Here is a 14,014-nt window from a genome sequence, read left to right as displayed (position 1 = left end):
GCCGCGCGCCTGGACCATGAACAGGCACACCAGCACGGCGGCCGAGATCGGCACGATGTAGGGCTCGACGCCCCGGCCAAGTCCCGGCGCGTCCTTCATCCCCTCGACCGCCGAGAGCACGGAGATGGCCGGGGTGATCACGCCGTCGCCGTAGAACAGCGCCGCCCCGATGATCCCCAGGAAGAACACCGCCGTCGAGCGCTTCGGCAGGTGGCGCTGCGCCAGCGCCATCAGCGCCATCGTCCCGCCCTCGCCCTTGTTGTCGGCCCGCATCAGGAACACGACGTACTTGATGGTGACGATCAGCAGCAGCGCCCAGATCACCAGAGACACCACGCCCAACACCGCCAGCTCGCTCGCCCCGCCGGAGCGCGAGTGGTGCAGCGCCTCCTTCATGGCGTAGAGCGGACTGGTCCCGATGTCCCCGAACACCACGCCGATAGCCCCCAGCGCGAGCGCGCGGAAGCTGTCGATCTTGTGGGGGGAGTGAGACTCCTCCGCCGCCTCTTGGGCGGCGCCGGCCGGGTCAGCCATCAAAAGTCTCCGGGAACGACAGAGTGGTTCCCTTTGGGCGGCCCGATGCCGTCGCGGCGGGCGCGATACACCCAATCTCATCGCCTTACAATGACGGCGTGGCCGCGTCACGCTGACGCGAGACGACCGACCGCGCGCGTGGCTTGACCTTCCGGGCGCTTTCGCCACCTTCGGGAGCTGATCGCTTGGAGAGGTTCGAGGGCCACATGGATCGCAGACTGGCGCTGGTGACGGGGGCTTCGGCCGGCATCGGCGCGGCCTTCGCGCGCATCTACGCCAGCCACGGCTACGATGTGGCGCTCACGGCCCGGCGCACCGACCGGCTGGACAAGCTGGCCGAGGAGATCCGCCTGCGCTTCGGCGTCGAGACCCTGACCATCACCGCCGACCTGGCCGAGCCCGGGGCGCCGGCGGCGATCCTCGAGCATATCGAGTCCCACGGCCGGGTGGCCGACGCCCTGATCAATAACGCCGGCTACGGCATTCCCGGGGGCTTCCTGGAGACCTCCTGGGCGGCGCATGGGGCGTTCCTGCAGGTCATGCTCACCGCGCCCACCGAACTGATCCACCGGGTCCTGCCCGGCATGGTCGAGCGCCGCTTCGGGCGGATCGTCAACGTGGCGTCGCTGGCGGGCCTGATCCCGGGCTCGGCGGGCGCGACGCTCTACGGCCCGACCAAGAGCTACCTCGTGAAGGCGTCCCAAAGCCTGCACCTGGAGAACCAGGCGACCGGCGTGCATGTCAGCGCCCTGTGCCCCGGCTTCACCTATTCGGAGTTCCACGACGTCAATCACACCCGCGACCAGATCAGTCGCGGCGCCCCGGTCTGGATGTGGTTGGGGGCCGATGAGGTCGCCGCGGCCGGCTACGAGGCGGTCGAGGCCAACCGCGCCATCTGCGTCCCCGGGGCGCCGAACAAGGCCATCGCCGCGGTGGTGAAGCTCATCCCCGACGACTGGGCGCTGGCCCTGATGGCCAGCCAGGGACCGCGGTTCCGGGGGAAGGTTTGACCTACTTCGCGTAGGGCGCGGCGGCTTCGCGCAGGATGACGCCGGCTGTCGACTCGGCGATCCCGGCCAGGATGAACTGCACCGCGAGCGCGCAGAGGATCAGGCCCAGCACCCGGACCACGATGGTCAGGCCGATACGGCCGAGCAGCCGCGTGATCAGCGGCGTCGCCCAGAAGCTCAGCATGGTGGCGAGCGCCAGCGCCCCTATAACCCCCACCCCAACCGCCGCGCCGCCCAGGCCGAAGCGTTTGGCTTCGCTGGCGTAGATCACCACCGTGGAAATGGCGCCGGGGCCGATCAGCAGCGGCATGGCGAAGGGCACGATCATCCGCTCGAAGCGCGCGCGGGCCAGGGCGCGGCTGCCCGCCCCGGTGGGAGCGTCGTCGCCTTCCAGGGCGAAGTTGGCGACGAAGTCGTTGCGGACCATGTCGAGGCCCAGGAGGAACAGGATCACCCCGCCGGCGATCCGGAACGCGGCCAGCGAGATGCCGAAGAACTCCAGCAACGCCAGGCCCGAGAAGTAGAAGAAGGTCAGGAAGCCCAGGACGAACAGGGCCAGGTAGAAAGCGATCAGCCGGCTCTCGCGACCCTTCACTCCGTTGGTCGCCGCGGCGAACAACGGGACGTTCCCGACCGGATCGATCAGGGCGAAAAGGGCGACGAAGAAGTTGACCGCGAAGTCCCACTGGCTCATGCCTGCCTCTTAGCCCAATTCGTCGTCGCGCCGAACTCCCTGCCTGGAGCCGCGCGCGCCTGCCTGGAGACCGCCATGACGCTCGCCGCCGCCGTCCGCTGCGATCCGCGCCTGATCGTGCCGCTGGACCTGCCCACAGTCGATGAGGCCCGCGCCCTGGTGGCCGCCCTGGACGACGCGGTGAGCTTCTACAAGGTGGGGCTGGAGCTGTTCGCCACCGGCGGCGGCATGACCTTGGCCGGGGAGCTGAAACGCCAGGGCAAGCAGGTGTTCCTGGACTGGAAGCTGCACGACATCGGCACCACCGTGCAGCGCGCCGCCAGCGTCCTGGCCGACACCGGCTGCGACTTCCTCACCGTCCACGCCGAGCCCCAGGTGATGGAGGCCGCCGTGCGCGGCAAGGGGCGGTCCTCGCTGAAGGTCCTGGGCGTCACTGTGCTGACCAGCCTGGGCGACGCCGACCTCGTGGAGATGGGCTTCAACGAGAGCGCGCGCCAGCTCGTCGAACGGCGCATCCATCATGCGGTCAAGGCCGGCTGCGACGGCGTGGTGGCCAGCCCGCACGAGGCGGCCTTGGCCCGGGCCATCGGCGGCAAGGACTTCCTGGTGGTGACGCCGGGCGTGCGCCCCGACTGGTCGGCCAAGAACGATCAGGCCCGCGCGGCCACCCCCGCCGACGCGCTTCGGGCCGGCGCCAGCCACATCGTCTGCGGCCGTCCCATCAGCGCCGCCAACGACCCGCGCGAGGCGGCCCTGCGGGTCGCCGCGGAGATGTTCGGGGTCTAGTGCTTCCCGCCGCCGCCGCAGCCGCCTTTGCAGCCACCGCCGCCCCCGCCCTTGTGACCCCCGCGTCCGCCGATGCGGATGCTGACGTTCGAGGAGGAGTAGGCCGAGGCCGAGGCGCGCGAGGAGGCGCCGGCGAAGGCGCCTGAGCCCGAGACGGCGTAGCCGCCCCCGCCCCCATAGCCGCCGCCATCCATGTACCCGCCGACGCCGCCGGTGTCGTAGAAGAAGCTGGACGGCACGCCGATCGTCCCGCTGTTCACCAGTTCCCCGCAGCCGCAGGAACTGGGCCGATAGCCGCCGCAGCCCGAGTTGCAGCCCGCGCCCGGCCAGCCGTAGTTCTGCGAGGCATAGCCATAGGTCGGGATCTGGTAGCCGTAGCCGCGCGCGCGGTCGCGATGCTCGTGATGACGCGGCGCCTCGACATAGCGGCGTTCATGCGGCGCCGGGCCGTAGCGGTCCGAGACCCGCTCATCGTCGACGTAGCGCCCGCGCCAGCCGCTGTCGTATTCCTCATCCTGGATACGGCGCTCGGCATAGGCGTAGCGCTGGTCGTCAGCGTACTCGCCCCGCTCGTAGCGCTCGTCGTAGAGGCTGCGCGGTCCCTGGTCGTGGGCGGGTCCGCCCATCAGCTCGGGATAGCGGTCTCCGGCCAGGGCCTGGCCCGCGCCGCACACCAGGGTTAGACCGACAACCGCGCTCAAAATCCGACGCATGACCGCCTCCGCACACAAAACTTCGAGCGGAACCTAGGCCCGGGGCGGCCGCGCCGCGACCGCTTGCCCCTCAGGCGGGAGCGTTAGGGTTAAAAATCAACCGCGATGCCCTTGCGCTCCCAGTCGCCGAAACGCGTGGGCTCCAGGCCGCTGGGCCCGCCGCGTTCGAGGGCCCGCTGGGCGGCCTCCGCCTCGGCGGCGTGACGCGCGGCGGCCTCCTCCAGCGCCCGGCGGGCGGCGGGGGTAAGCACCTTGTCCGGCGCGGCGTTCGGGGGAGTTTGCTCGGTCATCCGGTGAATTTAGGCCTTCCGCCGCGTCTTCGCCAGCATCGCCGGGCTTGCGTCGCGCCGCGTTCAGGGGCACGCCCCGCCCGTGACCTCAGATGCAGACCTCGGCCTTCCGGCCCGCCGCGCGGCCCTCGACATCCTTTCCGCCAGCCTGGCGCGCCGGGCTGGCCTGGATGAGGCGCTGAACCGCCCCGCCTTCGGCGCCCTGCCGCCCCGCGATCGCGGCTTCGCCATGGCCCTGGCCATGGCGACCCTGCGCCGGCTGGGCGCCGTGGATCGCGCCCTGGACGCCCGGCTCACCAAGGCGCCACCCGAGGCCGTCCGCAACATCCTGCGGATCGGCGTCATCCAGGCCTTCGTGCTGGACACCCCCGCCTTCGCCGCGGTCACCACGAGCGTCGACCTGGCGGCCAGCCACTCCTCGACCCGGGCCTTCAAGGGCCTGGTCAACGCCGTGTTGCGGGGCCTGCTGCGCGAGCCGCCGAACCTGGACGAGCCGGAATCGCTCGCGCCCGGCTGGCTGTACGCCCGCTGGACCGCCGCCTTCGGCGCCCAGGTGGCGCACGACATGGCCGCCCTGATCGCCGACGAGCCCGCCACGGACCTGTCGGTGAAGCCCGACATCGAGGTCGAGGCCCTGGCCGCCGAACTCGAGGCCGAGGTGCTTGCGGGCGGAACCCTGCGCACGGCCCGCAAGGGCGACGTCGCCGCCTGGCCCGCCTATGAGGACGGTTCGTGGTGGGTGCAGGACGCCAGCGCCGCCATTCCCGCGCGCCTGCTGGACGTCCAAGCTGGCGAGGCTGCGCTCGACATGTGCGCCGCGCCAGGCGGCAAGACCCTGCAACTGGCCGCGACGGGCGCCCGCGTCACCGCCATCGACCGCTCCGCAGCGCGGCTGATCCGGGTGAGCGAGAACTTGGCCCGCATGAGCCTCACGGCCGAGGTCGCCGCCGCCGAAGCCGGCGACTGGGCCGATACGCGCGAGTTCGACGCCGTACTGCTGGACGCCCCCTGCAGCGCCACCGGCACCTACCGGCGCCATCCCGACGTGCTGTGGGCCGCGCGGCCTGGCGACGTGGCCGCCCTGGCTGGCGTCCAGTCGCGCCTGCTGGACTCCGCCGCGCGCCGCACAAGGATCGGCGGGCGGCTGGTCTATTGCGTCTGCTCCCTGGAGCCGGAGGAGGGCGAGGGTCAGGTCGGGGGCTTCCTGGCGCGCCACCCGGGCTTCGCGCTCCAGCCCATGGCCGCGGGGGAGGGCGGCGCGCCCGCCGCCAGCCTCCTGCCGGACGGGACCCTGCGTCTGCTGCCGCACCAGCGGCCGGGCGGGCAGGACGGATTCTACGTCGCCCGGTTCACCCGTAACTCGTGAGAATTCGCGGTTGGCGCGAGCGCCGGGCTTGGCTAAGTCCAGGGACATGACCCGCGCTCCGATCATCGCCCCGTCCATCCTGGCCTCCGACTTCGCCAAGCTGGGCCAGGAGGTCGCCGCCATTGAGGCGGCCGGCGCCGACTGGGTGCACGTCGACGTCATGGACGGCCACTTCGTGCCGAACATCACGCTCGGCCCCGACATCGTCAAAGCCCTGCGGCCGCACGCCAAGATCCCCTTCGACGTTCACCTGATGATCGCGCCGGTGGACCCCTATCTGGAGGCCTTCGCCGCCGCGGGCGCCGACATCATCAGCGTCCACCCCGAGAGCGGACCGCACCTCAACCGCACCCTGAAGCGCATTCGTGAGCTGGGGGCCAAGGCCGGCGTGGTGTTCAACCCCTCCACCGATCCCAGCGTCATCCAGTGGATGATGGATGAGGTTGACCTGATCCTGGTCATGTCGATCAACCCGGGTTTCGGCGGGCAGAAGTTCATGCATTCGCAGCTGCGGAAGATCGAGCGCCTGCGCAAGATGATCGACGAGACCGGCCGGCCGATCGAGCTGGAGGTCGACGGCGGGGTGACCGTCGAGACCGCCCCCCTGTGCGTGGCCGCCGGCGCCACGGCCCTGGTGGCCGGCACCGCTGTGTTCAAGGGCGGACCAGACGCCTACGCCGCCAACATCGCCGCGCTGAAGGGCGGCTAGGGTCTTGGCCGGCGGGCTCCCGGCGCTCCTCGACACGCCCGGCGGGGCCTGGGTCCTGGCCCTGGCGGAGGGCGGGCGACGCGCCTTGCGCCGGGAATGGGCCGGGACCGGGCTGCATCGCTGGTTGTTGTCGCGACCTCGGGCGCTAAGTCTGGCTGGCCATCCCAAGGACCCCCGCCCGGTCGACCTGGCCGCCGGCCGCCGCATCCTGGCGGGCCGGTTCGAGTTTGGCGGCGCGAGCCTGGAGGCTGGGGTCGGCGGCGATCCCTGGGACCGGCCCAGTCCTTCGCGCCGGTTCGCCGCCTCCCTGCACCGTTTCGACTGGACCCGCGATCTAATCGCGGTGGGCGACGACGGCGCGGCCGAGGCCCTGCGGCTGATCCTGGACTGGCGGCGGCTGTTTGGCCGTTGGAACGGCTTCGCCTGGTCGCCCGAGGTGCTGGAGCGCCGGGTGTTCAACCTGGCCTGCGCCGCGCGGCCGATCTGCGCCAAGGCGTCGGACGCCGAGACCGCCCTAATCGCCCAGGACCTGGCGCGCCAGGCTCGGCATTTGGTGACCCTCATCGACGGGCCGGTTCGCGCCGCCGAGCGGGCCTGCGCCGCCGCCCTGGCCGGTGCGGCGCTGGCCGGGGATGCGGGCGAGGGGCTGATCGCCCAGGGATTGTCGCGCCTGCAACGGTCGCTGCCGCTGACTGTGCAGCCGGACGGCGGCCACGCCTCACGCTGTCCGCGCGCCGCCCTCGACCTGCTGCTGGATCTCCAGGCCCTGGACGAGGCCCTGGTCCAGCGCGGGATCGCGCCCCCCGACGAGATGCTCCGGGCCATCGACCGGCTGGCGGGCGCGGTGCGGTTCTTCACCCTAGCCGACGGAGGCCTGCCGGGCCTCCAGGGCGGGGAGTCGTCAACCGCCGCCTATGTGGCGGCCGCGCGGGCGAGCGAAGGCGCGTCGGCCAAGCTGCCCACGGCCCGCAACGGCTATCAGCGGCTGGAGGGGCGCAGCCTCCAGGTTATCGCCGACGCCGCGCCGCCCGCGCGCGGGCCCTGGAGCGTCGCCGCCTGCGCCCAGCCGCTCGCCATGGAGCTGCTGATCGGCGCGCGGCGGGTGATCGTGGCCAGCGGCTGGTCGCCGGAGGCGGTGGGGCCCCAGGCCTTGCGATTGGCCGACGCGGGCTCGACGGCCACCCTGTCCGATGCGCCCTGCGGCGAGCCCGTGGGCGGTTTCCGCGCCGCGGTGCTGGGCCCGCGCCTGGTGGGCGCCTACGACGCCGTGGACGCACGGCGCCAGGAGACCGACGCCGCGGTGTGGCTGGAACTGGCCCATGACGGCTGGGCCAAGCGGTTCGGCCTACGCCATGAACGCCGGCTTTATCTCGATCTCGCCGCCGACGAATTGCGCGGCGAGGACCGGTTCGTCACCGCCCGCCCCGGCGCGGACCTGGGCGAGGCGGGGCGGCGATTCATCCCCTTCACCGTGCGCTTCCACCTGCACCCCGACGTGAAGGCCAGCCTCGCCCGCGACGGCAAGAGCGTGCTGCTGCGGGCCGGCGACGAAGAGCACGGCTGGTGGCTGCGCAACGACGCCGGCGACGCCAGCGTCGAACCCTCGGTCTATTTCCAGGACGGCCAGCCCAAGCGCGCCCAGCAGATCGTCCTGCGCGGTCAGGCCCGTGTCGAGACAGGCGCCCGCATCCGCTGGAAACTCGCCGCCGCCGAGGTGTGGCCGCCGCCTCAGTAACAGCATGATGTCAAACTCTGGCGGATTGACCTTTTGGCGCCCTGCGCCTATCCCCCGGCCATTCCGCGTGACTGGCGAATGAAGGTGGGCGACCACCGGGGAGCTCGGGATCTCATATGCCGCTCGCCTGGGCAATTTCCTTGAACCGCATCAGGAGACTGCCGTGCCCGCCGCGCCGAATTTCCCGCCCGCTCCCGACCGTGTCGCGCCCAGGCGCGCCCTGATCTCGGTCTCCGATAAGACCGGACTGGTCGAGGCCGCCAAGGTCCTGGCCGAGCTGGGCGTCGAGCTGGTGTCCACTGGCGGCACGCGGGCGGCGATCGCGGGCGCCGGCCTGGCGGTGAAGGATGTCTCGGACCTTACAGGGTTCCCGGAGATGATGGACGGGCGGGTGAAGACCCTGCACCCCCTCGTCCACGGCGGGTTGCTTGGGGTGCGCGACGCGCCCGACCACGCCAAGGCCATGGCCGACCACGGCATCGGCGGCATCGATATCGTCTATGTGAACCTCTACCCGTTCGAGGCCACGGTGGCGAAGGGCGGGTCCTTCGAGGACTGCGTCGAGAACATCGACATCGGCGGCCCGGCCATGGTGCGCTCGGCGGCCAAGAACCACGGCTATGTGGCCATCTGCACCGAGATCGCCGATCTCGAGGAGGTCCTGGCCGAGCTGAAGACGGACGGCGCCACCAAGCTCAGCCTGCGCAAGAAGCTCGCCGCCCGCGCCTATGCCCGGACCGCGGCCTATGACGCGGCCATCTCGGCCTGGTTCGCGAAGTCTCTCGGTGAGACCGCGCCGACCCGGCGCGCCTTCGCCGGCAAGCTGGTCCAGACCATGCGTTACGGCGAGAACCCTCATCAGGCCGCGGCCTTCTACGCCGAGGAGACGCCGCGCATCGGCGTCGCCACCGCCCGCCAGATGCAGGGCAAGGCGCTCAGCTACAACAACATCGCCGATACCGACGCGGCCATTGAGCTGGTCGCCGAGTTCGATCCCGCCGCCAGCGCGGCGGTGACCATCATCAAGCACGCCAACCCCTGCGGCGTGGCGCTGGGCCCCGACCTGAAGACCGCCTATGAGCGCGCCTTGCAGTGCGACCCGGTCTCGGCCTTCGGCGGCATCGTGGCCGTGAACCGCCGGCTCGACGCCGCCGCCGCTCGAGAGATCATCAAGATCTTCACCGAAGTGGTCGTGGCGCCCGAGGCCGACGAGGACGCCATCGCCCTGTTCGCCAAGAAGAAGGACCTGCGGCTGCTGCTGACCGGCGGACTGCCCGATCCGCGCGCGGCGGGCGACGCCTACAAGCAAGTGGCCGGCGGCTTCCTGGTGCAGAGCCGCGACACAGCCCACATCACCGCCGCCGACCTGAAGATCGTCACCAAGCGCCAGCCTACACCGAGCGAGATCGCCGACATGCTGTTCGCCTTCACGGTGGCCAAGCACGTGAAGTCCAACGCCATCGTCTACGCCAAGGACGGCCAGACGGCGGGGATCGGGGCGGGCCAGATGAACCGTAAGGACTCGGCCCGGATCGCGGCCCTGCGCGCGGGCGAGGCGGCGGAGGCGGCGGGCCTGCCGCAGTCCCTGGCCAAGGGCTCGGCCTGCGCTTCGGACGCCTTCTTCCCCTTCGCCGACGGGCTGCTGCAGGCCGCCGAGGCCGGCGCGACAGCGGTGATCCAGCCGGGCGGCTCCATCCGCGACCAGGAGGTGATCGACGCCGCCGACGCCGCCGGCCTGGCCATGGCCTTCACCGGCGTGCGGGTGTTCCGGCACTAGGCCCGGAACGGGCCTACCGCTTCTTCCCCACGTCCACCGTCGCCAGTTCGCGCAGGGCGGCGTTGGCGATGGTGAGCTTGGCGAAAGTCCAGGCGCCGCCAGCGGCCTCGATCTCCTCCACCGCCTTGCGGGCGGATTCGGCGAGATCGCGGCGCAGGGCGGTCCAGGAGCCGATGGCCGCCTGGGCGGTGTCCAGCGTTTCGCCGGCCTGGGCGCTGCCGGCGAAGGCCATGACCGCGCGGGTGACCGCGGCCTGCTCGGCCAGCAGGTCCTCCACCAGCCTGCGGACAGCGGTGCGCTCGAAGCTGTCGCCGGCCGTGAAGCCGCCAGCCGCCGCTCGCAGCCGGTCGAAGGCGAAGGCCCGGCCGACCTGGTGATAGACCCGCGCGGCGGCGGGCAGGTCCCAGCTCGAGGCCTCGGCCAGGTCGACCAGGTCCACCGCGGTGGTCAGGGGCTGCAGGTTGGCGATCTGGCGGGCCAGATCCTCCGGCGCGCCGGCCTCGGTGAGACGCGCCACCTGGGCCTCCAGGCGCTCGCGCTCCACGGGCGACAGGATTTCCGGGATCAGCTTTTTCAGGCTCGCCGCGCCGGGGCCGTAGCGTTTGGCCAGGGCCTCGACCCCGCCGCCGGAGCGGGCTGCGCGCCGGGCCAACCAGAAGGTCTCGCCGCGCAGGGTGTAGGCCAGCCGCCGATAGAGGGCCATCTGGCCCGCCGCCGGGACCTTGCCGTCCAGCGCCGAGACCTGATTCCACAGGGCCGTGAGGCCCAGCACCGCCTTGGCCGCCTCATAGGCCGTGACGAAGGCCGTCACATCGCAGGAGGCCGCCGCCATCAGCCGTTCGGGGAATGAAGGGCCGCAGCGGTTGATGATGTCGTTGGCCGTGACGGTTGTGATGATCTCGCGACGCAGGCGGTGGCGGCGCAGGGCCTCGTCGAACTTGCGCACGCCCTTGGGGAAATAGCCCTCCAGGATGTCTTCGAAGAACGGGTCGTCGGGGACCTCGCTCTCGACCATGTGCCGCTTGAGTTCCAGCTTGCCATAGGCCAGCAGGATGGCATCCTCCGGCCGGGTCAGGCCCTTGCCGGCCAGGCGGCGCTCGGCGATCACTTTGGCGTCGGGCAGGCCCTCCACCGCGCGATCCAGTTGGCCGCGGGCTTCCAGCAGGCTCATGAAGCGCGCGTGCGGCTCCAGCTCGCCGACCGCGTCCAGGTCCATGAGCGAAAGCGCCAGGGTCTGGTCGTAGTTGTGAGCCAGGACGTGGCGGCCCACATCCTCCGTCATCGATTTCAGGAGCTTGTCGCGCTTGGGCCGGTTGAAGACGCCGTTGCGCTCCAGCATCCCGGTGAGGATCTTGATGTTGACCTCGTGGTCGGAGGAGTCGACCCCGGCGGAGTTGTCGTTGGCGTCGGTGTTGATCCGGCCGCCGCCGAGCGCGAAGGCGATGCGGCCCGCCTGGGTGAGGCCGAGATTGGCGCCCTCGCCCACGACCTTGACCTTCAGCTCATCGGCGTTGACCCGAATGGCGTCGTTGGCCTTGTCGCCGACCTCGATGTGGCTCTCGGTGCGCGCCTTCACATAGGTCCCGATGCCGCCGACATAGAGCAGCTCGGCCGGCGCCTTGAGGATGGCGTTCATCAGCTCGGCGGGGGTCAGGGTGTCGGCCTCGATCCCCAGCAGGGTCTTGATCTCGCGGCTGAGCGGGATCGATTTCAACGCCCGGGAGAACACGCCGCCGCCCTTGGAGATGGCCTTGCGGTCGTAGTCGTCCCACGACGAGCGGGGCAGGGCGAACATGCGCTCGCGCTCCTTGAAGGAGGCGGCGATGTCGGGATCGGGATCGATGAAGATGTGGCGGTGGTCGAAGGCGGCCTGCAGCCTGATCTGCGTCGACAGCAGCATGCCGTTGCCGAACACGTCGCCCGACATGTCGCCGACGCCAACCACCGTGAAGGGCTCGGACTGGATGTCCTTGCCCAATTCGCGGAAGTGCCGCTTGACCGCTTCCCAGGCGCCGCGGGCGGTGATGCCCATGACCTTGTGGTCGTAGCCGGCCGAGCCGCCGGAGGCGAAGGCGTCGCCCAGCCAGAAGCCGTATGACTCGGCCACGCCATTGGCGATGTCGGAGAAGGTGGCCGTGCCCTTGTCGGCGGCGACCACCAGGTAGGGGTCGTCGCCGTCATGGATGACCACGCCCTGCGGATGGACCACCTTGCCCTCGGCGTCGAGGTTGTCGGTGAGGTCCAGCAGGCCGGACAGGAAGGTGGTGTAGGCGCGGATCGCCTCGACGCGGGTGGCGTCGGGGGTTCCGCCCTTGGGCAGCTGCTTGGGATAGAAGCCGCCCTTGGACCCCACGGGCACGATGACGGCGTTCTTGGTCTGCTGGGCCTTCACCAGGCCCAGGACCTCGGTGCGGAAATCGTCGCGGCGGTCGGACCAGCGCAGGCCCCCGCGCGCCACGGGACCGAAGCGCAGATGCACCCCCTCCACATGGGTCGCCCAGACGAAGATCTCGCGATAGGGCTTGGGCAGGGGCAGGTCGGCCACTTCGGGAGAGGCGACCTTGAAGCTGATATAGGGCTTCACCCGGCCCTCATCATCGAGCTGGTAGTAGTTGGTTCGCTTGATGGCGGAGACCAGCAGGGCCAGGCGGCGCAGGACGCGGTCGTCGTCCAGGCTGTCGACCAGCTGCAGCGCCGAGATGATCTCGTCCATGACCTTCAGCGCCTGGGCGGCGCGGGCGGTGAGGTCGGCCTTGATGGCCGGATCGAACTTGGTGCGGAACAGGTCGAGCACCAGTCGCGCGACGCCGGGATGGTTGGAGAGCGCGGTCTCGGTGACCCGCTGGCTCGGGTCGAGGCCTGACTGCTGGCGGTGGCGCGACAGGGCGCGGATCAAGGCCGCCTCGCGCCAGGAGATCGACAGCTCCAGCACCAGGCGGTTGAACCCGTCATTCTCCGTGGCGCCTGTCCAGACGGCGACGAAGGCGTCCTGGAAAGCCGCGCGCAGGTCGTCGAACACCAGGTGCTCGCCGTGGGCGTCGTCGATCTCGAACTCGTGGACATAGACCCGCCGCGCGCCGGCCCGCGTGACCGGGAAACCGTTCTCGACCATGGCCTTGAGGCCCATGTTCTCCAGGATCGGCAGGACGTCGGCGAGGGGCGCGGGCGAACCCGGGCGGTACAGCTTGAAACGGAACTGGGTCTTGCCGTCGGCGGCGCGGCGGAAGGCGCGCACGCGCACCGGCTCAGCGGGCGCCAGGCTCTCGATGACGGCGATGTCGGCCAGGGCCTCCTCGACGTCGTAGCGGTCGCGATAGCCGGCGGAGAAGGCCTCGGCGTAGCGGCCCACGATCTGCGCCACCTCTAGCGTATCGCGTCCTGAGGCGCGAACGGCGCCGGAGAACCGGTCGGCCCAGGTCCGCGAGGCCGCGGCGATCTGGGCCTCGACGACCTTCAGGTTCGGCTCGTCATGGGCGCCGGGTTGGAAGCCGATGATGAAGTGGACCCGCGCCAGGGGACTATCGGAGAAGGTGGGATAGTAGGCCGAGACCCGGCCGCCATAGGCTTCGGCCAACATGTCGCCGGCCCGTTCGCGCAGGTCGGAATCGTAGCGTTCGCGCGGCACGTAGAGCAGGACCGAGGCGAAGCGGTCGAAGGGGTCGCGCCGCTCGAACAGCCGCACGCGAGGACGGTCGTTGAGGTGCAGGATGGCCAGGGACATGGCCAGCAGGTCGTCCTCGGCAGCCTGGAACAGCTCGTCGCGCGGATAGCTCTCCAAGATGTTGCGCAGGCGCTTTTCGTTGTGGCTGCCCGGGACCTTGCCGGCGCGGGCCAGGATGTTGGCGACCTTGGCGCGGATCAGGGGCACCGTATGGGCCGGCTCGTCATAGGCCTCGGCGGTGAACAGGCCCACGAAGCGGATCTCGCCCGAGGGCTTGCCGTCGGCGCCGTAACGCTTGACGCCGACATAGTCCATGTAGCCCCGGCGATGGACGCGCGAGCGGACATTGGACTTGGCGACGGTCACGGGATCGGCGCCAAGGCTGGCCTGGATCTGGGCGGTCAGAAGGGCGGGCTCGGAGGTGCGGCGCAGGACGGTGCGCTCGGGATCGCGCAGCACGCCCAGTCCGTCTTCAGGCTGGAACAGCGGCTCTTCCGGGGCGTAGTCGCCGTTCTTCAGGCGCGGATACTCGTAGATCCGGGCGCCCAGATAGACGAAGTGCTCGTCGTGCAGCCATTCCAGGAAGGCGCCGTCCTCGTCGCGGGCGGCGCTGGCCGGGGAGGCCTTCAGCTCCTCGATCGTGCGGGCCATCAGGTCCAGCATGGCGGGGAAATCGTCGACGGCGGCGCGCACATCGTCCAGCGTCGCCTTCAGGCCCGCGATCAGGGCGACTTCGCGG

Annotated in this window: 11 protein-coding genes and 1 riboswitch; of the genes, 6 read left to right on the top strand and 5 right to left on the bottom strand. The window is 70.9% G+C overall.

Features of this window, described 5'->3' with window-relative positions; genetic code table 11:
- A partial coding sequence (locus RMO04_RS06010; RefSeq protein ID WP_309643882.1) for a KUP/HAK/KT family potassium transporter occupies window positions 1-534 on the bottom strand: 534 nt, incomplete at its 3' end.
- 206 nt (window positions 535-740) lie between these two features.
- On the opposite strand from RMO04_RS06010, the gene RMO04_RS06005 reads away from it, so the two are divergent.
- A complete protein-coding gene (locus RMO04_RS06005; protein WP_309643881.1) occupies window positions 741-1,544 on the top strand; it encodes an SDR family oxidoreductase in 804 nt (267 codons plus the stop codon).
- A 1-nt stretch (window position 1,545) separates the two neighbouring features.
- Here RMO04_RS06005 and RMO04_RS06000 read toward each other — a convergent pair whose 3' ends face one another.
- Complete coding sequence (locus RMO04_RS06000) at window positions 1,546-2,238, bottom strand: MarC family protein (protein WP_309643880.1); 693 nt, start codon at window positions 2,236-2,238, stop codon at window positions 1,546-1,548.
- A gap of 75 nt (window positions 2,239-2,313) precedes the next feature.
- Between RMO04_RS06000 and pyrF the strand changes: the two genes are divergently transcribed.
- Window positions 2,314-3,024, top strand: a complete 711-nt coding sequence (gene pyrF, locus RMO04_RS05995; RefSeq protein WP_309643879.1) for an orotidine-5'-phosphate decarboxylase — start codon at window positions 2,314-2,316, stop codon at window positions 3,022-3,024.
- Here pyrF and RMO04_RS05990 read toward each other — a convergent pair.
- Both RMO04_RS05990 and RMO04_RS05985 read right to left on the bottom strand, forming a co-directional pair.
- Window positions 3,021-3,737: a hypothetical protein gene (locus tag RMO04_RS05990; RefSeq protein WP_309643878.1), complete on the bottom strand. Its 717-nt coding sequence runs from the start codon at window positions 3,735-3,737 to the stop codon at window positions 3,021-3,023. The genes pyrF and RMO04_RS05990 overlap by 4 nt on opposite strands.
- Before the next feature lie 89 nt (window positions 3,738-3,826).
- Entirely contained in the window at window positions 3,827-4,027 is a 201-nt protein-coding gene (locus RMO04_RS05985; RefSeq protein WP_309643877.1) for a DUF1674 domain-containing protein, read from the bottom strand.
- 82 nt (window positions 4,028-4,109) lie between these two features.
- On the opposite strand from RMO04_RS05985, the gene RMO04_RS05980 reads away from it, so the two are divergent.
- From RMO04_RS05980 to purH, 4 genes are all read left to right on the top strand, one after another.
- Entirely contained in the window at window positions 4,110-5,393 is a 1,284-nt protein-coding gene (locus tag RMO04_RS05980) for an RsmB/NOP family class I SAM-dependent RNA methyltransferase (protein ID WP_309643876.1), read from the top strand.
- A gap of 46 nt (window positions 5,394-5,439) precedes the next feature.
- Entirely contained in the window at window positions 5,440-6,102 is a 663-nt protein-coding gene (rpe, locus tag RMO04_RS05975) for a ribulose-phosphate 3-epimerase (RefSeq protein ID WP_309643883.1), read from the top strand.
- 4 nt (window positions 6,103-6,106) lie between these two features.
- Window positions 6,107-7,837: a heparinase II/III family protein gene (locus RMO04_RS05970; RefSeq protein ID WP_309643875.1), complete on the top strand. Its 1,731-nt coding sequence runs from the start codon at window positions 6,107-6,109 to the stop codon at window positions 7,835-7,837.
- Window positions 7,838-7,894: 57 nt separating this feature from the next.
- A riboswitch (ZMP/ZTP riboswitch) is annotated at window positions 7,895-7,977 on the top strand.
- Between the two features lie 23 nt (window positions 7,978-8,000).
- Complete coding sequence (gene purH / locus RMO04_RS05965) at window positions 8,001-9,614, top strand: bifunctional phosphoribosylaminoimidazolecarboxamide formyltransferase/IMP cyclohydrolase (protein ID WP_309643874.1); 1,614 nt, start codon at window positions 8,001-8,003, stop codon at window positions 9,612-9,614.
- Window positions 9,615-9,627: 13 nt separating this feature from the next.
- On the opposite strand, the gene RMO04_RS05960 is transcribed toward purH, so the two are convergent.
- Window positions 9,628-14,014: NAD-glutamate dehydrogenase (locus tag RMO04_RS05960; protein ID WP_309643873.1), on the bottom strand; the 4,387-nt coding region annotated here is incomplete at its 5' end.

This window comes from Phenylobacterium sp. (assembly GCF_031412415.1).
Classification (GTDB): Bacteria; Pseudomonadota; Alphaproteobacteria; order Caulobacterales; family Caulobacteraceae; genus Phenylobacterium.
The sequence above is the reverse complement of the archived record's forward strand: the minus strand, read 5'-3'. Positions and strand labels throughout refer to the sequence as shown.

Excerpts from the sequence above, each read along its gene's own strand:
- RMO04_RS06005 (WP_309643881.1), top strand. The coding sequence starts at position 741 with ATGGATCGCAGACTGGCGCTGGTGACGGGGGCTTCGGCCGGCATCGGC.
- RMO04_RS05990 (WP_309643878.1), bottom strand. The coding sequence starts at position 3,737 with ATGCGTCGGATTTTGAGCGCGGTTGTCGGTCTAACCCTGGTGTGCGGC.
- RMO04_RS05985 (WP_309643877.1), bottom strand. The coding sequence starts at position 4,027 with ATGACCGAGCAAACTCCCCCGAACGCCGCGCCGGACAAGGTGCTTACC.
- pyrF (WP_309643879.1), top strand. The coding sequence starts at position 2,314 with ATGACGCTCGCCGCCGCCGTCCGCTGCGATCCGCGCCTGATCGTGCCG.
- rpe (WP_309643883.1), top strand. The coding sequence starts at position 5,440 with ATGACCCGCGCTCCGATCATCGCCCCGTCCATCCTGGCCTCCGACTTC.
- RMO04_RS06000 (WP_309643880.1), bottom strand. The coding sequence starts at position 2,238 with ATGAGCCAGTGGGACTTCGCGGTCAACTTCTTCGTCGCCCTTTTCGCC.